The organism is Amycolatopsis sp. GM8 (genome assembly GCF_021653975.1).
Classification (GTDB): domain Bacteria; phylum Actinomycetota; class Actinomycetes; order Mycobacteriales; family Pseudonocardiaceae; genus Amycolatopsis_E.
Map to the genome: position 1 here is coordinate 793,699 of NZ_JAJKFK010000002.1, position 18,478 is coordinate 812,176.

20 protein-coding genes are annotated in these 18,478 nt (G+C 68.4%); 6 read left to right on the forward strand and 14 right to left on the reverse strand.

All coding sequences use genetic code 11. The features are described 5' to 3' along the window. The 10 genes from LOZ83_RS11235 to LOZ83_RS11280 all read right to left on the reverse strand — a co-directional run bounded on the left by LOZ83_RS11235 (position 1) and on the right by LOZ83_RS11280 (position 6,950). The gene (locus LOZ83_RS11235; RefSeq protein ID WP_236790380.1) at positions 1-1,362 is read right to left on the reverse strand and encodes a hypothetical protein; all 1,362 of its coding nucleotides are present in this window, start codon (positions 1,360-1,362) and stop codon (positions 1-3) included. A 15-nt stretch (positions 1,363-1,377) separates the two neighbouring features. Beyond that, complete coding sequence (locus LOZ83_RS11240; RefSeq protein WP_236790381.1) at positions 1,378-1,989, reverse strand: DUF3558 domain-containing protein; 612 nt, start codon at positions 1,987-1,989, stop codon at positions 1,378-1,380. Then, positions 1,986-2,396, reverse strand: a complete 411-nt coding sequence (locus LOZ83_RS11245) for a hypothetical protein (RefSeq protein ID WP_236790382.1) — start codon at positions 2,394-2,396, stop codon at positions 1,986-1,988. The genes LOZ83_RS11240 and LOZ83_RS11245 overlap by 4 nt, the downstream gene beginning before the upstream one ends. Positions 2,397-2,539: 143 nt before the next feature. Next, positions 2,540-2,998: a 50S ribosomal protein L9 gene (gene rplI, locus LOZ83_RS11250; protein WP_236790383.1), complete on the reverse strand. Its 459-nt coding sequence runs from the start codon at positions 2,996-2,998 to the stop codon at positions 2,540-2,542. A 12-nt stretch (positions 2,999-3,010) separates the two neighbouring features. Further along, positions 3,011-3,259, reverse strand: a complete 249-nt coding sequence (gene rpsR, locus LOZ83_RS11255; protein WP_236790384.1) for a 30S ribosomal protein S18 — start codon at positions 3,257-3,259, stop codon at positions 3,011-3,013. 36 nt (positions 3,260-3,295) lie between these two features. Beyond that, the gene (locus LOZ83_RS11260; RefSeq protein ID WP_236790385.1) at positions 3,296-3,790 is read right to left on the reverse strand and encodes a single-stranded DNA-binding protein; all 495 of its coding nucleotides are present in this window, start codon (positions 3,788-3,790) and stop codon (positions 3,296-3,298) included. 10 nt (positions 3,791-3,800) lie between these two features. Then, complete coding sequence (gene rpsF / locus LOZ83_RS11265) at positions 3,801-4,130, reverse strand: 30S ribosomal protein S6 (RefSeq protein WP_236790769.1); 330 nt, start codon at positions 4,128-4,130, stop codon at positions 3,801-3,803. Between the two features lie 136 nt (positions 4,131-4,266). Further along, positions 4,267-5,124, reverse strand: a complete 858-nt coding sequence (locus LOZ83_RS11270) for a hypothetical protein (protein ID WP_236790770.1) — start codon at positions 5,122-5,124, stop codon at positions 4,267-4,269. 74 nt (positions 5,125-5,198) lie between these two features. After that, complete coding sequence (locus tag LOZ83_RS11275; RefSeq protein WP_236790386.1) at positions 5,199-6,074, reverse strand: hypothetical protein; 876 nt, start codon at positions 6,072-6,074, stop codon at positions 5,199-5,201. An 81-nt stretch (positions 6,075-6,155) separates the two neighbouring features. Beyond that, on the reverse strand, positions 6,156-6,950 hold the full coding sequence (locus LOZ83_RS11280) for a hypothetical protein (protein WP_236790387.1): 795 nt from the start codon (positions 6,948-6,950) through the stop codon (positions 6,156-6,158). A gap of 88 nt (positions 6,951-7,038) precedes the next feature. On the opposite strand from LOZ83_RS11280, the gene LOZ83_RS11285 reads away from it, so the two are divergent. Beyond that, positions 7,039-7,812, forward strand: a complete 774-nt coding sequence (locus tag LOZ83_RS11285) for a deoxyribonuclease IV (protein WP_236790388.1) — start codon at positions 7,039-7,041, stop codon at positions 7,810-7,812. On the opposite strand, the gene LOZ83_RS11290 is transcribed toward LOZ83_RS11285, so the two are convergent. From LOZ83_RS11290 to LOZ83_RS11300, 3 genes are all read right to left on the reverse strand, one after another. Next, entirely contained in the window at positions 7,784-9,337 is a 1,554-nt protein-coding gene (locus tag LOZ83_RS11290) for a glycosyltransferase family 87 protein (RefSeq protein ID WP_236790389.1), read from the reverse strand. The two genes, LOZ83_RS11285 and LOZ83_RS11290, sit on opposite strands and share 29 nt — an antisense overlap. A 48-nt stretch (positions 9,338-9,385) precedes the next feature. Continuing rightward, complete coding sequence (locus tag LOZ83_RS11295; RefSeq protein ID WP_236790390.1) at positions 9,386-11,986, reverse strand: transglycosylase domain-containing protein; 2,601 nt, start codon at positions 11,984-11,986, stop codon at positions 9,386-9,388. Between the two features lie 62 nt (positions 11,987-12,048). After that, on the reverse strand, positions 12,049-12,447 hold the full coding sequence (locus tag LOZ83_RS11300; protein ID WP_236790391.1) for a DUF5318 family protein: 399 nt from the start codon (positions 12,445-12,447) through the stop codon (positions 12,049-12,051). Positions 12,448-12,680: 233 nt separating this feature from the next. Between LOZ83_RS11300 and LOZ83_RS11305 the strand changes: the two genes are divergently transcribed. The 3 genes from LOZ83_RS11305 (at position 12,681) to LOZ83_RS11315 (ending at position 15,202) form a co-directional block, all read left to right on the forward strand. Next, on the forward strand, positions 12,681-13,259 hold the full coding sequence (locus tag LOZ83_RS11305) for a PadR family transcriptional regulator (protein WP_236790392.1): 579 nt from the start codon (positions 12,681-12,683) through the stop codon (positions 13,257-13,259). A 34-nt stretch (positions 13,260-13,293) separates the two neighbouring features. Next, on the forward strand, positions 13,294-14,385 hold the full coding sequence (locus LOZ83_RS11310) for an inositol-3-phosphate synthase (protein ID WP_236790393.1): 1,092 nt from the start codon (positions 13,294-13,296) through the stop codon (positions 14,383-14,385). 166 nt (positions 14,386-14,551) lie between these two features. Continuing rightward, positions 14,552-15,202 (forward strand): TetR/AcrR family transcriptional regulator, encoded by a 651-nt coding sequence (locus LOZ83_RS11315; protein WP_236790395.1) that lies wholly within the window; start codon positions 14,552-14,554, stop codon positions 15,200-15,202. On the opposite strand, the gene LOZ83_RS11320 is transcribed toward LOZ83_RS11315, so the two are convergent. Continuing rightward, positions 15,196-15,834 (reverse strand): HAD family phosphatase, encoded by a 639-nt coding sequence (locus tag LOZ83_RS11320; RefSeq protein WP_236790397.1) that lies wholly within the window; start codon positions 15,832-15,834, stop codon positions 15,196-15,198. The two genes, LOZ83_RS11315 and LOZ83_RS11320, sit on opposite strands and share 7 nt — an antisense overlap. 65 nt (positions 15,835-15,899) lie before the next feature. Between LOZ83_RS11320 and LOZ83_RS11325 the strand changes: the two genes are divergently transcribed. After that, positions 15,900-16,355 carry a MarR family transcriptional regulator gene (locus LOZ83_RS11325; protein WP_236790398.1) on the forward strand — a complete coding sequence of 152 codons (456 nt, stop codon included), beginning with the start codon at positions 15,900-15,902 and terminating at the stop codon, positions 16,353-16,355. Between the two features lie 100 nt (positions 16,356-16,455). Beyond that, entirely contained in the window at positions 16,456-18,471 is a 2,016-nt protein-coding gene (locus LOZ83_RS11330) for a PhoX family phosphatase (RefSeq protein ID WP_236790399.1), read from the forward strand. Positions 18,472-18,478 lie beyond the last annotated feature (7 nt).

The window sequence follows — 18,478 nt, forward strand, 5'->3', positions numbered from 1 at the left end:
TCACTCGCCGATCACCGGTGGCGCGGTCAGCTCGTCGGTGCCGAACAGGTCGTTGGGGTCCTCGCTGACCAGGTACTTGGTCTGGTGCTCCTCGTCGTCGCTGCCCTTGCCGCGACCACCGGCGCCACCCATTCCGGCCATGCCGGACGACCCGGCACGACCGGCGGCACCGGCCCCACCAGCGCCGACGCCACCACGACCCGCGCCCGTGGCGCCACCGGCACCACTGCTGGCACCCGAACCGGTGCTCGCGCCTCCGCCCAGCGCGCCCGCCCCGCCGGGGCCGAAGCCGCCTGCGCCGAACGAACCGGCGCCGTAGCCGCCGCCCGAGCCTGAGCCCGAACCGGATCCGGAGCCACTGCCGAGACCACCGCCGTAGCCGGACCCGCTGGGCCCGAACCCGCCGCCGCCGAAGTCGGTCTCGGATGTGCTGGGCGTGTAGCCGGCCGCCGTGGTGCCGTCGTTCCAGGTCGGCGGCCTGTAACCGACGTTGGGCGGGTTGGGCTGGTAGGTGTCGCGGCCGTTCCCCCCGTCCTGGCCGATGCCGCCGGTGCCGTCGGTGTTCGGCAGTTTCGTGTCGTAGCGGGGCAGGTTCCCGGTGCCGGGAATGTTCCCGACACTGCCCGGTTTGAAGTTGCCGCCGCCACCCCCACCGGTGGGCGGCACGATGCCGACGTTCTTGCCGCCGCCGCCGGGGTCGTGCTTGTCGGGGCCGTTGCTCTCGGAGAAGTTGTTGCCCTGCCAGGCGCTGTACTGCGGCATGCCGGACGCGTTCTGCCCGCTGGCGTTGTAGTAGTCGTTGAAGGCCTGGACGTTCGTCTGGCCCTGCTGGTTGTACTTGTTGATCTCGTCGTCTTTGTCGCTGAACGGGTTCATGTGGTCGAGCATGCTGGCGTGCGGCGGCGTCGCGGCGATCTCCTGCACCTTCGAGTGGGCGGAGTCGAAGGCCTCACCCTGGTTGGTCAGGTAGGTGCCGCTCTTCTGGAGGTTGCTCGCGGAGTCACGGAGCCAGATACCGAGTGGATGCGCCCCGGCCTGCACCTGCTGCGACGCGTTCCCCTGCCAGGCGGCGTCCATCGACTTGTTGATCTCGTCGATCAGACCCGCGCGATTGTCGTGCACCCCTTGCAGCGTGCCGGCCGCCTTGGCCCCTTCGTGGAGGGAGTCCGCGCTGCCGGGGTGGATCTGCTCCCAGATCGCCCGCGCATCGATCGAGCGGCCGCCGATGTTCGCCTGCTGCTGCTGCGCCTCGGGCCCGGAGAACAGGTCGACGAGCCCCCCAGCCATGGTGCCGACCAGACCCCCAGCACCAGGCATGATCGTGTTGCCGACGACATAGCCCGTGCTTGCGTATTTACCCATCTCGCCCATCCCCTCCTATGAGCCCTGCAGGTGCTGCACCATCGCCGTGGCCACACGCTCGACCACCGGGCATGGGTTGGACTTGTTCGGCCCATCGATGATCTGGCCGGAAACGTACGCCGACAACTGATCAGTGACGCCAACCCACAGAGTGCAATCTCCGCCCGAACGATTATCGGTGACGTCGGCGTAGACGGCCGGATACCCGTTGATCGTCGTCGGCTCGAAGTACTTGTCCTTCGGCTGGTTCGCGTAGATATCGTTGAGCCCGTTCTTGTTCGCGGTCAGGGCACCGACGAAGACGACGTTCGAGTCATAGCTCGTCGAGCGCCACTTACAGCTCGGACCGGTCTGATCATCGGCGCGTGCGCCGGGGCCCGTGAGGCCGATGGTCCGTACCTGGTCAGCGGAGAGCGCGTTGCACGGATCGGACAACAGCGTGTTGGTCGGCAGCGAACTGGGCACACGAGGCGCAAGGTCGCCGCCGGAGCTGTCCGACGTGGCGGCGCCCGAGTTGGGGGTGGCTGGGGGGATGCTCCCCGCGTCGGTCCCGCCGGAGCAGGCGGACAACACCCCGGCGGCCGCGAGGGCGGCCGCGCCGAGCTGGAAGGCTCGGGTCTTGCTCATACGATTCCCTGTCCCTGCTGCGCGGCGACCTGCCGTGCCTCGTCGTCGGTCTGGGCGATCTTTCCGCTGGCCTGCTCGAGCGCGGAGATGTAGTTCTTGACGTACTCGCGCATGCGCTGGTGCTGTTGGAGCAGCGTGTCACCCGAAGGCCCTGCGCCCTGCTTGATGAAATCGCCGCTCGCGAACTCGGCGCCGGGCGCTCGGACTTGAGAAATCGTGGTGGCCTGCTTGATGTCCGTCTCGATGTCATCCAGCAGCGTCTTCCACTTGTTGATGACGCCCTGGACCTGGTCGGGGTCGAACTTGTACCCGCCCGCGCTGCCGTTGTTGCCGACCTGGATGGGGGCCGGTGGTGGTACCGAGGTCAGCGTGTCCACGGGAGCGTCGGCCGACGGTGGCTGCGTCATGGCGGTGATTCCCCTTCACTAACGTCCCCAGTGCCCGCGAGATCAGCATCTTGGATGCTAGCGCAGGCCCAGTGGTTCCCGAGCCCGAAAGGGAAAAGCCCCCTTCCGGAGTGAAAGGGGGCTTCTCTCTTACGTCGACCGGGCTACTGACCGGCCTTGATCTCGAGCCGCACGGAGGCCTGGACGCCCGCGTGCAGGCGCGCGTTGACCTGGTACTTCCCGACGGTCTTGATGTGCCCGTCGGTCTCCAGGATCCGCTTGTCCAGCAGCGGGCCACCGGCCGCCTTGATCGCCGCGGCGATGTCGGCGGTGGTCACCGAACCGAACAGCTTCTTGGAGCCCTCGGCCGCCTTGGCGGTGAGCTGGACGGTGCCCAGCTGCTCCAGCGCCGTCTTGATCTCCTTGGCGTGGTCCAGGTCCCGGATCCGGCGCGACTCCTGGGTGCGGCGGATGGTCTGGACGTTCTTCTCCGCACCCTTGGTGGCCAGGATGGCGTAGCCCCGCGGGAGCAGGTAGTTGCGCGCGTACCCGTCCTTGACCTCGACGATGTCGCCGGGGCCGCCGAGGTTGGCCACGTCGGTGGTCAGAATGATCTTCGCCATTGACGTGCCTCCTTAGCGTGCGGTCGAGGTGTAGGGCAGCAGCGCCATCTCGCGGGCGTTCTTGACCGCGATGGCGATGTCACGCTGGTGCTGGCTGCAGTTGCCGGTCACCCGGCGGGCACGGATCTTGTTGCGGTCGGAAATGTACTTCCGCAGCAGGTTCGTGTCCTTGTAGTCGATGAATTCCGGACGGCCCTTCTGCTCTGCCTTGCAGAACACACAGACCTTCTTCTTGGGCTTGCGAATGGGTGGCTTGGCCACGGTAATGCTCCTGGTGAATGAAAAGAGAGTGGTTGGTTAGAAGGGGGGCTCGTCCGCGAAACCGCCGCCGCCCCCGGCTGGCGGGGCGGAACCCCACGGGTCGTCGGCGGGCGCGCCGCCGCCACTGCCGCCGCTGCCGTATCCGCCGCCGCCCCCACCGGTGCCGCGGCTGACCTTGTTGACCTTGGCGGTGGCGTAGCGCAGCGACGGGCCGATCTCCTCGACCTCGAGCTCGACGACGGTCCGCTTCTCGCCTTCCTTGGTCTCGAACGAACGCTGCTTGAGCCGGCCCTGCACCACGACGCGCGCGCCGCGGGTCAGGCTCTCGGCCACGTTCTCCGCGGCCTGGCGCCAGATGTTGCAGCGCATGAACAGCGCCTCGCCGTCCTTCCACTCACCGCTCTGGCGGTCGAAGGTGCGCGGGGTCGAGGCCACGGTGAAGTTCGCGACCGCTGCTCCGGACGGGGTGAAGCGCAGCTCAGGGTCGGCGGTCAGGTTGCCGACCACGGTGATGACGGTGTCTCCGGCCATGGTCGCCGCCTCAGGCCTTCGCCGCGGCCGCGACCTTGGCGGCCTTGCGCGCGGCGACCTTGCGCACGACCTTGGTGCGCAGGATGTTCTCCTGCAGCGACAGCTGCCGGTCGAGTTCCTTGACCGCGTCGGGCTCGGAGTTCAGGTCGAGCAGGGCGTAGATGCCCTCGGCGTGCTTCTTGATCTCGTAGGCCAGCCGGCGGCGGCCCCAGACGTCGACCTTCTCCACGCTGCCACCGGACGTGCGGATCACGTTGAGGAACGTGTCCAGCGTCGGGGCGACGGTGCGCTCGTCGAGCGTCGGATCGAGGATGACCATTACCTCGTAATGGCGTGACACAACCACTCACCTCCTGTGGGCTCGCGGCCACGGACTGTCCGTGGCAGGAGGGTTTGTCGCCCTACAGGATACTTGGTGAAGGACAGCGGCCCGCAGGGCCTCCGTTGAGGGTGGCGGTGGGCGAGGGGCTGGCGGGCTACGACAGTTTTCGCAGCACCCAGATTCGCACCAGCGCGGCGCTCACCGCGGCGAGCGCGACGACGGCGAGCAGCATCGGCAACTGCACGGTGGTGCTGGACGGGGCGGCCGCGATCGCGTCGGCGTCGCCGGCGTTGCGCACGTCGGTTTGACCCGCCGGGTTGCCGCCGAGCACCTCCGGCGTGGGCAGCCCGGCGATCGGGGCGCTGGTCGGGTAGCGCGCACCGGGCGAGACGGCGATCCCGGGCACGGCCGCGGGGATGTTGCCGTAGTCGCGCGGTGGTGCGGTCGCCCCGCCGGTGTTCGGCAGCGTCGTGCCGGGCACGGTCGTGGGCGGCGGAGTCATGCCGGTCGAGGGCAGGCTCGTGGGCGCGGAGTAGTTGCCGGCGTAGGCGGTCATGCCGCAGTTGCCGGCGACCTTGTTGCTGATCGCGGTCAGCGTCTTCTGTTTCTGGTCGGCGGAGGTGCCGAGCCCGTCGGCGTTCTGCAGCGCGTCGGTCACGGCGGCGGCGACGTTGTCCCCCGTGATGCTGCCGTTGGACGCGTTGGGCACCGAGCCCACGGTGACCGCGCCCTGCTGGGTGATCGCGTCGGCGAGCCCGTCCGGGTTGACCCCGTTGAAGTGCAGGAAGATCTCCTGCTCCTTGGCGCCAGTGCGGACCAGGCCCGCGAGATCCTTGCCCTGCACGGCGATCTGGTCACCGATGTTGCCCACGACGCTGCCGGTGCAGCCCTGGGCGAGCACCGTGCTGGCCGACGCGCTACCGGCGAACACCGCGCCACTGAAGAGAGCCGCGAGCGCACCAGCGGTCAGCAGCCGTCGCGTCGATCTGAGCCGGTCGATCCGCGTTGGCATGCGCACGGGTGCTTCTCCTCCAGTGGTCGCCACGTCATCCGAAAGGGGACAACGAAAAGCCGCGCCTGAAGATACTAGGGAGTAGCAGCGCGCAGAACCCAGGTCCGCACCAATGCCGCACTGACGCCGGAAAGTGCGAGTACCGCGATCAGCATCGGCAGTCCGGCGTTGCCGGGAATGCCGCTGTTGCCCTGAGCCGGCAGTGCCTCCGCCTGCCCCGCGTTCTGCGTCGACTTGTTCTGCTGCCCCGGCGAATTGTTGCCGAGCGTCCCGAGTTCCGGTGAGTAACCGGGAATCTGCCCGCCGTAGCGGATGCCGGGCGACGGCGCGAAAAGGCCGGCGAGCGCGTACGGGATGTCGCTGTAGTCGCGCATCGGCGCGTATCCGCCGGAGGACCCGAACGGCAGCAGGTCGAACATCGCCGGGTCGCCGCCGCCCAGGACCGGGCTGCCGGCGGCGGGGATGAGGCTCGCCAAACCGGTGCTCTGGTTGCCAGTGCCGCCGCTGGGACCGGACTGGGCCGGGCCGCCGCTCGGTGGTTTCTGCGGCGCGGGCTGGTCCTGCCTGCTGCCGCCGGTCAGTGCCTTCCCGGTGCCCTCGACCGCGCCGGTGAGGGCGTTCGTCGTGCCGGCCACGGTGCCGTCGACCGCGCCGGCGAGCGGCGGGCCGACCGCGGGAACCGGCGCGACCACGGTGTCCACGACGTTGACGGTGATCTTGCACAGCCCGGTCAGCAGCCCGCCGACCAGCGAGGTGAGGCCGTCGGTCACGGTCTGCAGGCCCAGTGGGCTGTTGATCTGGTCGCCGGGGTGCGCGGTGACCGTGTCGCCGCATTTCGCGGTGATGGTGCTCGCCGCGCTCGCCGTGCCAGGCGTGGCCAGCACGGCCGATCCGGCCAGTACGAAAGCGGTCGCACCGACCGCGGCGACCCGGCGTGTTCGACCCTGCATCCCGCGCCCTCCAGTAGCGGCATCACTCACTGATACAACGATCGTGACCGAGCGGAGTGACGGGGGCCGAGCGGGTGAATTTCAGCTCGGGCGGCGACGCAGCCAGACGTGCGCGAGCGCGGCCGCGGCGAGGGCCACCGCGATGGCGGCGAGCAGCAGCGGCAGTTTCGCCGGACCCGCCGAGACCGCGGGCAGGGCCTGCGCGCTGCCCGAATCGGACGGGACCTCGCCGGGACTGGTGCCGGTCGGCGGGATGACCCCCTGCGCGAGCGGCGCGATCGCGACTGGCGAAATCAGTGAGCCCAGGTCCGACGGCGAAGACGGCGAGGTGGCGTTCAGCGGGAACGACACGACCTGCACGGTGCCGAGATCGGTCGAATCGGCTGAGGAACCGGCACCCTCGCCGGCGGGCGGCGGCGTGGGCGCGGGCTTCGACGGCGGCTTGGGTGGCTTCGGCGGTTTCGGGGAACCGCTGCCCGGCGGAGCCGGCGTGATCGGGCCGCCGCCGAGGAGGGACTGCGTGGTGGCCGACAACGCGTTCACCACACCCTGCGCGCCGGTGCAGACATTCGCGACGGTCGCCGTGCCCGGCAGCGCCTTGACGTTCAGCGCGCTCGTCACGTTGGCCAGGTCGACATGCAGCGCGGGGGTGTTCGCGGAACGCGATCCGGTGCCGAGGGTCAGCAGGCCGGGCTGGTTCAGCGGAGCGCCCGCGTCGAGCGTCAGCGCTTCACCGCTGTCGGCGCCGAGGGTTTTCGCGCAGTCACCGGCAAGCGCCGGATCGGTGTCCGCGGCCGCGTAGCCTGGCAGCGCCAGGCTCGTCGAGATAGCAGCGAGAACCCCGAGCACGAAAGCCCTATTGGCGATTTTCCGCATTGTCCCCCCTCCGGACCGCCGCTGACGCTACTGCATGTCGGCTTGCTCCGCGCAGGAGACGCGCGGCGCGAAGCAGTACCCTCGACAGATGCAAATCGGTGCCCACGTAAAGGATGACGACCCGCTGTCCGCCGCACCGGAACGCGGTGCCGAGCTATTGCAGTTCTTTCTGGCGGATCCGCAGGGGTGGAAGAAACCCGTGCCCGCGCCGAGCCGCGCGGAAATCGAAGCGGCCGGGGTCGAGATCTTCATCCACTCGCCTTATGTCGTGAACGTGGCGTCGATGAACAACCGGATCCGCATCCCCTCGCGCAAAGCGGTGGCCCAGCACGCGGCGGCGGCCGCGGAAATCGGCGCGCGCGGCCTGATCGTGCACGGCGGGCATGTGCGCAAGGAGGAAGACCCGGAGCAGGGCCTGCAGAACTGGGGCAAGTTGTTCGAGCGCCAGGCCGAAGAGGGCGGGTTCGGGGTGCCGATCCTGATCGAGAACACCGCGGGCGGCGACGGCGCGATGGCGCGGCACCTCGACATGCTCGCGCGGCTGTGGGATGTCGTCGGCGACCTCGGTGCCGGGTTCTGCCTCGACACCTGCCACGCGTTCGCGGCGGGCTGGGAACTCGACACCGTCGTCGCGAAGGTCAAGGCCATCACCGGCCGGATCGACCTGGTGCACCTGAACAACTCCCGCGACGAGTTCGGTTCGACCCGCGACCGGCACGCCAACGTCGTGCACGGCGGCGGCACGATCGACCCGGAGCAACTGGTCGCCGTCGCGAAGGAAGCGCAGGCGCCGGTGATCGTCGAGACCCCGGCCGACGGTCAGGCCGAAGACATCAGCTATCTGCGGGAAGCGCTGGGCTGAGCGGCCGCGGCTTGATGGTGAACACGTCGCGGGCGCGGTCGAGCACCCCGCCCGCCGGATCGTCGTCGCCGGAGAGGCGGACCTTGTCGGTCGCCGGGCGGTAGATCTCGCGGATCACCAGCACGCACAGTCCGACGACGGCCAGGTCCCGCAGCACGACGACGCCGAGGAACCAGTCCTCGGGCAGTCCCTTGTGGTCGACCCCGAGGTAGTAGAACATCCGCGGCGGCCAGACCAGCGCGTCCAGCAGCATCCAGCCGAACAGCAGCCGCCAGCGTGGGATCGCGAGCGCCGCGAACGGCACCAGCCACAGCGAGTACTGCGGGCTCCACACCTTGTTCGTGACCAGGAATGCCGCGAGCACAAGGAAACACAGCTGGGCGACCCGTGGCCGGACCGGTGCGGAGAGGCCGATGTACACGATTCCGGCGCAGCACACCAGGAACAGCCCACCGCTGACGACGTTGAGCCAGGTCGGTGTCTGTCCCGGTTGCAGTGGCCCGTCGAACCCGGCCCAGCCGGTGAAGTACGAGACGACGTTGTAGAGCGAGTCGGGATCCATCCCGCGCGAAGCGTTGAGCCGGAAGAACTCGCGCCAGCCCGCGTTCAACGTGAACGCGATCGGCAGGTTCACCGCGAGCCAGACGACCACCGTCGCGCCCGCCGTTCTGGCCCAGTACCGGAACTTGCCCGCCCGCAGGCACAACACGAGCAGCGGCCCGAGTAACAGCAGCGGGTACAGCTTCGCCGCGGCGCCGAGTCCGAGCAGCACACCGGCGAGCACGGGTTTTCGGCGCGCCCAGGCGAGCAGGCCGGTCGCGGCGAACGCGGTCGCCAGCGTGTCGAAGTTGGTGAAAGCGTGCACCAGCACCAATGGCGAGAGTGCGGCGAGCGCCATGTCCCATGGCCGGCGTTTCGCGGTTCTGCCGGTTGCCCACACTGTCACCAGCCAGGCCGCCGCGAGCAGGAACGCGGTGATGTTGAAATAGATGGCCACCGGCAGCGCGCCGGGTAGCCAGCCGGCGTTCGAGACCTTGACCCAGGCCGATGTGATCTTCGCGTTGACCCACTGGAACAGCCCGGTGAGCACCGGGTACTCCATGTACCGGGCGTGCGCGTTCGGGGTGCCCGCGTTGTCCACCCAGCTCGTCCGGTACGGGAAGGTGCCCGCCTGGTCGAGGCGCTCGGCGGAGTAGAGCGGCACGATGTCCGAGTAGCACATCGCCACGTACGGCCGGCCCGCCCGCCAGTCGAGCTGGTTCTGCCCGGTTTCGTCGGTGTACTGCTGGATGCAGCTCGCCTTGCCGAACCAGCACAGCACCAGCGCGAGCGTGGCCATCGCCAGCCCGACCCGCTGTGGGCTCCAGAACCAGTGCCTGCCCACCGCGGCGTGCTCACCCAGCGGCCCGCCGACCGGTCTGCTCGCCGCCGCCACGAGCGGCTCGGTCAGACTCGGCGCGACCCGCTGGGCTGGGCTCAGCGACGACGGCGCGGGTTCGGCGGCTTGATCGGTCGGGCTGGACACGCGCGCGATGTTACGGGCAGCCGGGTTGGTTCCGGCTGAAGGCGGGCCTCAGCCGCCCGGACTCGTCGTCCCGCCGAAGCCCTGGTTGGTGCCGGTCGGGAAGATCCCGGTCGGGAACGTCGGCTTCGTCGGCTTCGACTGCGAGGACGACGTCGTCGGTGCGGACGACGAGGTCGGCGGAGCCGAGGACGTCGACGGAGTCGTGGCCGGCGGGACCGTCGACGAGGGCGGCGGGGGTGCCGGCGTATCGGTGGTCGCGGTCGCGGTCTTGCCGATCGGGTCCACCGTCGAGAACTTCTCCGCCGGCTTGTTCTTCAGGTAGGTGGTGATGAACTCCTGCCACATCTGGGCGGGGAGACCACCACTGCCGACAGCTTTGCCGTTCTTGTCCTTGATCGGCGAGTTGCCGCCGGTGCCGACCCAGGAGGACACCGCGATGGACGGCGTGTAACCGACCATCCACACCTGCGAGTTGTCGTTCGAGCTACCGCTCGCGTTCGGCCCGCTCGCGTCGTACTGCTGGGTACCGGTCTTGCCCGCGCACTCGTGGTTCGGCGGGCACTTCAGGTGCGAGAAGTCGATCACGGGCTTGAGTGCCATCGTGACGTTGCCCGCGATCTGCTTGCTCTTGTCCGCGTTGTTCGCGGCGAACGCCGGCGTCGGGTTGCTCGGCGTCTGGTAGACGACGTTGCCGCCGGGGTCGGTTATCTTCGTCACGAAGTGCCGCTGCAGCGCGATACCGTCGTCGGCGAACGTCGAGTACCCGGAAGCCATGTCGAGCGGCGTGACCTCGGTCGTACCACCACCGAGCGAGATGTTGTTGTCCACCGCGGTCTTGTCCAGGCTGGTGACCCCGGCCTGTTTCGCCGCGTCCTTGACCGCCTGCGGCCCGGTCACGTTCGCCACCATGTCGAAGAACACGGTGTTGGTGGAGCGCATCGTCGCCTCGGCGACCGTGCACTGCTGTGAACAACTGTTGGACGCGCCGGCGTTGTTGATGTAGCGCGGTTTCCCGTTGACCGTGCCGAACTGCCGGTGCGTGGTGCCGTCGAACGTCTCGCCGATCCCCTTGCCCATCTTGAGGAACGCGGTGATGTCGAACGCCTTGAACGACGAACCCGGGTTGCGTTTGGTATTGGCCCAGTCCACCGCGTTCGACTTGTCGTTCGGCCCGCCGTAGTAGGCGATCACCGCGCGCGTCTTCGGATCGATCGCCACCATCGCGTTTCGCAACGTGTCCGGCTGGTCGTCCATGTACTTGTGTGCGGTGTCCTCCATCAGCTTCTGCGCCGACGGGTCGATCGTCGTGTAGATGTTGTAGCCGCCGGCCTGCAGCTTCTCCTTCGAGAAGCCTGCCGCGTCCAGCTCGTCCTCGACCTGGCCCTGGATGAACGCCTCGGGGCCCTTGATCGCCTGCGGCTTGGTCAGGTCCTTCGGCAGCGGGGTCGGGAACTGGGCTGCCTGGCGCTCGGCGGACGGCAGCCAGCCGTACTTGACCATGTTGTCCATCACGTAGTTCCAGCGCCACTGGACGTACTCGGTGTTCTCCGACTTGCTCGGGCCCTGGATCAGCCCGGCCAGCAGCGCCGCTTCCGCGGGGCTCAGCTGCGCGGCGTCCTTGTTGAAGTACGCGTGCGCGGCGGCCTGCACACCGTAGGCGTTCCGTCCGAAGTAGACGATGTTCAGGTACGCCGTGATGATGTCTTCCTTGGGCTGGGTCTGGTTCATCTTGAACGACTTGACCAGCTCGGTGGCCTTACGGGACAGCGTCGGCGCCTCGTTCTCGGTGGCCTTCTTGATGTACTGCTGCGAAATGGTCGAACCACCGCCCTGACCGCCGGTCAGGTTGTTGTAGACGGCGCGGGCGATACCGACCACGTCGAAACCGTTGTTGGTCTCGAAGGTGGCGTCCTCGGCCGCGTACACCGCGTGCTTCACCGTGTCCGGGATCTGCCCCGGCTTGAGGATTTCGCGGTTGCCGGTGTCCGGGACTTCCTTGCCCATCACCGAGTTGTCGCCGTAGTAGTACGTGACGACCTGGTTCTGCTGCGTCAGCACCTCTTCCGGGGTGGGCACGTCGACCAGGAAGTAGGAGATCGTGAACCCGACCGCGGGCACGATCACGCCGAGCCCGAACATCGCGTACAGCACTCGGCGGACGATCTTCCAGCGACGCTTCCGCCGCTGCAGCGGGGTCAGCACGGCTTTGTCCTTCTTGCCGGTGGCCGCTTCTTCCGGCGACTCGTCGCGGCCGAACTCGTCGAACTTGTCCTGTTCGTCGTCGTAGTCGTCCTCGGGAAAGCTGCCGGCGCCCAGCGGGCTGTGGGTCAGCAGCCCGGGATCGTGCCCGGGCGGCGAGCCGGGCGGCGGCGGGGTGTAGCCGGCGCCACGGTTCGGGCCGGGGGGCGGTCCGGGCCGGCGAGGCGGCGTCGGCTGTTGACCGGCGGGCGGGACGCGGCGCCGCGTGGGGCCGCCGTCCGGGTCACCGCCGGCGGGCCAGCCCGGTTGCTGCGGCGACTCACCGGGCCACTGCGGACGGCGCGGGGGTTCGCCGCCGGGGCGCCGGGGCGGGCCACCGCCCTGGCGCGGGGCAGGGCGGGGCTCATCTGGCTCCTGACCTGGCCAGGAGCGGTTGTAGTCGTCGTTCACGAAGGAGCCTCCCAGACCGGCGTTTCGGGGTACGCCGTTCTGCGGTCACGGTTGTCGTACGGTCACTGCCCGGCTGTCCTCTGCGAGGACCGCCGCGATGTTCCCGTGCCCAGGACGTATGACAGCACCAGGTGGTTCCATCGGCACTCGGCGCAGACCTCGACCTGATGCACGGTGAACTCGCCGAACAGCCCGGCCATCCGGGCGAGCTCGGCCGGCGTCTTCGCCGACCCCGCCACGTGTTTGAGCTCGTCCCCGAAGACCCAGGAGACGAGCGTCATCGCCGGCGAGAGGCAGACCGGACACTGGGTGTCGGTCGGCTCGCCGTGGAACTTCGCCGCCCTGAGCAGGTACGGGTCTGCGTCGCAGACGTCCTTCCTACCGAGGCGACCCGCGCGGAAGTCGGACAGCAGCGCACGGCGCTGCAGCCCGTAGTCCACGACGTGTCGCTGCATCTGCACGGTGACAGAGTACGTGGCCGGTGTCGGAGCGCCATGAGCTGTTGGGCCTAAAGATCTCGGCGGACCGGAGGAACACGCCGACGGTTCGATAACTGTCCGGTGAACTCCACCAGTGTTCTCAGGGAAACTTCAGGTGACCCACGTCGTTAGCTTCGCCACTTCGATGTATCGGCTCGATATAATCGGGCGTTAGGTTGGTGACGTGAGGTCGGTTGCCCGAGAGGAGGTGCACCGTGCTGGAGTTCGCCATCCTGGGGCTGCTGCACGAGGCACCCATGCACGGTTACGTGCTGCGCAAGCGATTGCACGAGACGCTCGGCACGTTCCGCGCGTTCTCTTACGGTTCGCTGTATCCCACTCTACGGAGGCTGCAGCGGGCGGGCTTCATCGTCGAGGAGGCCGATGAGGTCGGTGAGCACGCGAAAGCCCAGCCCAGGGCCAGGGTCCGGCGTGCCCGCAGGGTGTACAAGCTCACTGCCGAAGGCAAGGAGCACTTCGCCCAGCTACTCGGCGACGCCGGTCCGCAGACCTGGGACGACGAGGGTTTCGGCGTGCACCTGGCGTTCTTCTCGCGCACCCCGGCCGATGTCCGGATGCGCATCCTGGAAGGCCGCCGCCGGCGCGTGGAAGAGCGCCGGGAAGGCCTGCGGGCCGCGCTGTCCCGCGCCGAGGAAAAGATCGACCGCTACACGCGCGAGCTGCACCGGCTGGGACTGGAGAGCAGTGAACGCGAAGTCCGCTGGCTCAACGAGCTGATCGCGCACGAGCAGGCGGAACAGCGTGGTGGGCAGCACTGGCAGCCGAGAGATTGACCCGAACAAGGAAACGACCTAAGGAGAATCCGGCATGGGCGACAACAACGGCCGCGTGAAGGTGGCCATCGTTGGCGTCGGCAACTGCGCGGCATCGCTGGTGCAGGGGGTGCAGTACTACGCGGACGCGGATGACGTGTCGCGGGTACCCGGGCTGATGCACGTGCGTTTCGGGCCCTATCACGTGCGGGACGTGGAGTTCGTCGCGGCGTTCGACGTGGACGCGAAGAAGGTCGGGCACGACCTGTCCGAGGCGATCCTGGCCAGCGAGAACAACACGATCAAGATCGCGGATGTGCCGCCGCTGGGTGTTCCGGTGCAGCGTGGTCACACCATGGACGGGCTCGGCCGGTTCTACCAGGAGACCATCCAGGAGTCCGACGAGCCGCCGGTGGACGTGGTCGCCGCGCTGAAGGAGTCGGGCGCGCGGGTGCTGGTGTCGTACCTGCCGGTGGGTTCGGACAAGGCGCAGAAGTTCTACGCGCAGTGCGCGATCGACGCGGGCCTGGCCTTCGTCAACGCGATCCCGGTGTTCATCGCGTCGAACCCGGAGTGGGCGCAGAAGTTCACCGATGCCGGCCTGCCGATCGTCGGGGACGATATCAAGTCCCAGGTCGGTGCCACGATCACGCACCGGGTGCTGGCGAAGCTGTTCGAGGACCGCGGGGTCCAGCTCGACCGCACGATGCAGCTCAACGTCGGCGGCAACATGGACTTCAAGAACATGAAGGAGCTCGACCGCCTGGAGTCCAAGAAGGTCTCCAAGACGCAGGCCGTGACCTCCCAGGTGGACCGGGACATGGGCAAGGCCAACGTGCACGTCGGCCCGTCGGACTACGTGCAGTGGCTCGACGACCGCAAATGGGCCTACGTCCGGCTCGAAGGCCGCGCGTTCGGCGACGTTCCGCTCAACCTCGAATACAAGCTCGAAGTGTGGGACTCGCCCAACTCCGCCGGCATCATCATCGACGCCGTCCGCGCCGCGCAAATCGCGCTCGACCGCGGGATCGGCGGCCCGCTGCTCTCCGCGTCGTCCTACTTCATGAAGTCGCCGCCGGTGCAGTACAACGACTCCCAGGCGCACGATTCCGTCGAAGCGTTCATCAAGGGCGACGTCGACCGCTGACCTGCGAACCCCTTCTCCGGCCTCCCTCGGCCGGGGGAGGGTCGTCTCTCTTTTGACTGGATGTACGTACAGTCAATATCCGTACGGAGTTTCCGGCGCTCACCGGCAGGCACAACCAGAGGGGGTCTGCCGGCGAGCGCCGGTTTTTTGTGAGTTAAGGAGTCAGGTGCCCCGATCGCCCAGCGCCAACGAGGAGATGCGTGCTCTGGCGCGGCAGAAGATCCTGGGCGCGGCCCTGCAGGTGTTCGCCGAGAAGGGGTACCACGGCGCGACGATCACCGAGATCACCAAGCGGGCCGGGGTGTCGCGCGGGCTCGCCTCCTATTACTTCCCGAACAAGCACCTGCTCGTCGAGGAACTGCTGGACACCTATCTGGACGGGGTCGCGGCGATCATCGACGTGCCGGGCGGCCCGGACGAGCGGCTCGCCGGGATCATCGACGGCGTGCTCACCGCGATGATGTCGGACCTGCCGGTGCAGGGCGTGATCCTCAGCCTCGTGGTGCAGCCGTCGACGCACCCGATCTTCGCCGAGGTCGAGGCCCGCAAGGACGAACGGCTGAGCCTGCTCGAGGACAGCCTGCGCGAGCTGTTCGAGCAGCGTGGCGCGGAAGATCCGGCGGTCGAGGAGATCATGCTGCGAAGTGTGCTCGAAGGGGTCATCTTCAAGGCCGCCGTGTACGGCCCGCAGTACCCGGTCGAGCAGATCCGCCGTCGCCTGTACGGCATGTACGGTCTTTCGGCGCCGACGACAACGTTGTCAGGCAAGGAAGTCCGGCCGATCGGACGGCTGCGCGCGACGGACCGCGGTTATTGAACCTTCGCCGGCAGGTCCCGGATGTCGCTCAGCACCAAGGCGACCTGTTCGAGTACCGCCGGGTCCGGTGGGAAATGCGGGTTGGGCACCGCGTAGACCGTCATCCCGGCCGCGAGCGCCGAGCGCATCCCGTTCGTCGTGTCCTCGATGGCGGCGCAGGATTCCGGCCGCACGGCAAGGAGTTCGGCCGCCCGGAGATAGACGTCCGGCGCCGGCTTCCCAGCGGCGACCTGCTCGCTGGACACGGCGACCCGCACCAGTCCGGTCAGGTCCGTAGCCTCGAGGAACGCGTTGATCAGTACCGGCGGCGAGGAACTGGCGATCGCCACCGGGTAGCGCCCGGCGACGGCCCGCACGGTTTCGGGGGCGCCCGGCAGCACTGGCGGCCCTTCGGCGTAGCGCTTCGCCATCTCGTCGATCACGACTTCCGCGACGTGCTCGGGCGTGAGCCTGACACCGAGTTCGCCGACCAGGTACCGCGCCCACTCGGGGGTGCTCATCCCCTGCATCGCGCGGGTGGCCGGGTCGGTCCAGCCTCCGCCGTGCTCCGCGACGACCGCGCGCCGCACCTCGTCCCAGGTTCGCTCGGAGTCGACGAGCACGCCGTCGAGATCGAAAACCACCGCGTCCATGCGGTGCACCGTACTGCCCGGCAGATTATTTCGACACGCTAAGTAAAATTGCTTAGACTGTCTAAGTGATGTCCGGAGTGCACGAGCTCGCCCATCAACTGCGCCCGCTCGTATTTCGTCTCTACTACATGGTGCGTCGTCTCACGCCGCAACACCAGCTGACCCTCACGCAGGGGTCCGTGCTGAGTGAGCTGGTCGGCGGCGGCCCGCGCCGGATGAGCGTGCTCGCCGACCTCGAGGCCATCCGCCAGCCGTCGATGACCGACCTGGTGCGCCGGCTGGAAAAGCTCGGCCTGGTCAGCCGCACGCCCGATCCCGTGGATCGCCGCGCGGTGCTGATCGCGGCGACCGACGCTGGCGTGCGCTATCTGGAGGAGGTCGTTGTGGCGCGCGAGGAGTTCTTGCGCGAGCGGCTGGCGGCGCTCGACCCGGACGAGCATGCGGCGATCGAGGCCGCGCTGCCCGCGCTGCGCAAGCTCATAGACGCGGTGAAGAACGAAGAGTTACTGGATGATCATTGAGGCGAGGCTGCTTTAACTTCTGTTTACTTACTATTTGGAATCACCTGGTCTTTCTCGCTTAACGTCACGGACGTTCCCCTGACTGAGCGATGGAGGCCCTGTGCTGTCTCTCCCCCTTATCTCGCATCCCGGCGGCAGAGCCGCGGTCACGTGCGAATACCGCTGCGGAAACGCCTGCGCCCATGAGGCGCCGAACACGTCGGACAACGAATACTTCGGCGACGTCGCGAAGGGCGTGCTCTCGCGGCGCGGCGCGTTCAAAGCCGGTGCCGTGATGGCCGCGGCCGCAGGCGGGTTCGCCGCGCTGTCCGCCACCGCGCCCGCCACTGCGGCGGCCAGCCCGGTCGCGCTCACCAGGCCCGGCCGTCCGGTGCCGGGCACGGACTTCGAGCCGGTCGCGCCGAACACCGCCGACGCGCTCGTCGTGCCGCCCGGGTTCAAGCAGAACGTCGTGATCCGCTGGGGCGACGCGGTCGTGCCCGGTGCGCCGAGGTTCGACCCGGCCAGGCAGACCGCCGCCGCGCAGGCCAAGCAGTTCGGCTACAACAACGACTTCGTCGGGCTCATCCCGGACGGCCACGACAGCTACCTCATGGTCGTCAATCACGAATACACGACCGAGGTCCAGATGTTCCCGGGCTACGACGTGGACAACCCGTCGCGCGAGCACGTCGAGATCGCGTGGGCGGCGCACGGGCTCTCGGTCGTCCGGGTCGAGAAAGAGCGCCGGGGCGGGCTGAAGGTCGTGCCGAGCCGCTACGGCCGCCGCATCACGCTGAACACGGAGTTCGAGGTGCGTGGCCCGGCCGCGGGCTCGAAGTACCTCAAGACCTCCGCCGACCCGAGCGGCCGTCGCGTGCGGGGCACGCAGAACAACTGCTCCGGCGGCGTGACCCCGTGGGGCACGGTGCTTTCCGGTGAGGAGAACTTCCACCAGTACTTCGCCAACGCCGACAAGGTGACCGAGCCCGTCGCGCAGGCGCGGCTCAAGCGCTACGCGGTCGGCACCGGCACCAGCACGCGCAAGTGGGAGCGGTTCGACAAGCGCTGGGACGTCGAGCAGGAGCCCAACGAGCCCAACCGGTTCGGCTGGGTCGTCGAGATCGACCCGAACGACCCGCACTCGACGCCGGTCAAGCACACCGCGCTCGGCCGGTTCAAGCACGAGGCCGCGAACATCAAGATCGCCCGGGACGGCCGCGTCGCGGTGTACTCCGGTGACGACGAGCGCTTCGACTACATCTACAAGTTCGTGTCCAAGGGCAAGTACAAGCCGGGCAACAGCTCGCACGCCCGCCGGCACAACATGGCGCTGCTCGACGAGGGCACGCTGTACGTCGCGAAGTTCAGCGGTGACAGCCCGGCGAACCAGATCGACGGCAGCGGCAAGCTCCCGGCCGACGGCGAGTTCGACGGCACCGGCGAGTGGATCCCGCTGGCCAGCGGCAACAAGTCCTTTGTGGACGGATTCAGTGCCGAGGAGGTCTACGTCTTCACGCGGCTGGCCGCGGACAAGGCGGGCGCCACCAAGATGGACCGTCCCGAGGACATCGAGCCGAACCCGGTCAACGGCCGCATCTACGCCGCGCTGACCAACAACACCGACCGCGGTGCGGCGGGCAAGGCCGGGGCGGACGAGGTGAACCCGCGCAACGGCAACAAGAACGGGCACATCCTGGAATGGGAGGAGGCCTGGGGCGACGCCGCGTCGACCCGGTTCTCCTGGCGGCTGCTGCTGGTCTGCGGCGACCCGAAGACGGCCGACACCTACTTCGGCGGCTTCCCGAAGGACCAGGTCAGCCCGATCTCCTGCCCGGACAACGTGGCGTTCGACCCGTACGGCAACCTGTGGATCTCCACCGACGGCAACGCGCTCGGCTCGAACGACGGGCTGTTCTCGGTGCCGGTCGCGGGCCCGGAACGCGGGCACGTCAAGCAGTTCCTCACCGTGCCGTTCGGCGCGGAGACCTGCGGGCCGGTCGTCACGCGCGATTTCGTGATCGTGGCGGTCCAGCACCCGGGTGAGAACGGCACGCCGGCCGCGCCGACGTCGCACTGGCCCGACGGCGGGAACTCGCTCGCCCGGCCCGCGATCGCTTCGGTCTGGCGGGATTAACCGGCTG

Bases quoted from the DNA above. Each gene is read 5' to 3' on its own strand.
- LOZ83_RS11235 (WP_236790380.1), bottom strand. From the start codon at position 1,362: ATGGGTAAATACGCAAGCACGGGCTATGTCGTCGGCAACACGATCATG.
- LOZ83_RS11240 (WP_236790381.1), bottom strand. From the start codon at position 1,989: ATGAGCAAGACCCGAGCCTTCCAGCTCGGCGCGGCCGCCCTCGCGGCC.
- LOZ83_RS11245 (WP_236790382.1), bottom strand. From the start codon at position 2,396: ATGACGCAGCCACCGTCGGCCGACGCTCCCGTGGACACGCTGACCTCG.
- rplI (WP_236790383.1), bottom strand. From the start codon at position 2,998: ATGGCGAAGATCATTCTGACCACCGACGTGGCCAACCTCGGCGGCCCC.
- LOZ83_RS11260 (WP_236790385.1), bottom strand. From the start codon at position 3,790: ATGGCCGGAGACACCGTCATCACCGTGGTCGGCAACCTGACCGCCGAC.
- LOZ83_RS11270 (WP_236790770.1), bottom strand. From the start codon at position 5,124: ATGCCAACGCGGATCGACCGGCTCAGATCGACGCGACGGCTGCTGACC.
- LOZ83_RS11275 (WP_236790386.1), bottom strand. From the start codon at position 6,074: ATGCAGGGTCGAACACGCCGGGTCGCCGCGGTCGGTGCGACCGCTTTC.
- LOZ83_RS11280 (WP_236790387.1), bottom strand. From the start codon at position 6,950: ATGCGGAAAATCGCCAATAGGGCTTTCGTGCTCGGGGTTCTCGCTGCT.
- LOZ83_RS11285 (WP_236790388.1), top strand. From the start codon at position 7,039: ATGCAAATCGGTGCCCACGTAAAGGATGACGACCCGCTGTCCGCCGCA.
- LOZ83_RS11310 (WP_236790393.1), top strand. From the start codon at position 13,294: ATGGGCGACAACAACGGCCGCGTGAAGGTGGCCATCGTTGGCGTCGGC.
- LOZ83_RS11320 (WP_236790397.1), bottom strand. From the start codon at position 15,834: ATGGACGCGGTGGTTTTCGATCTCGACGGCGTGCTCGTCGACTCCGAG.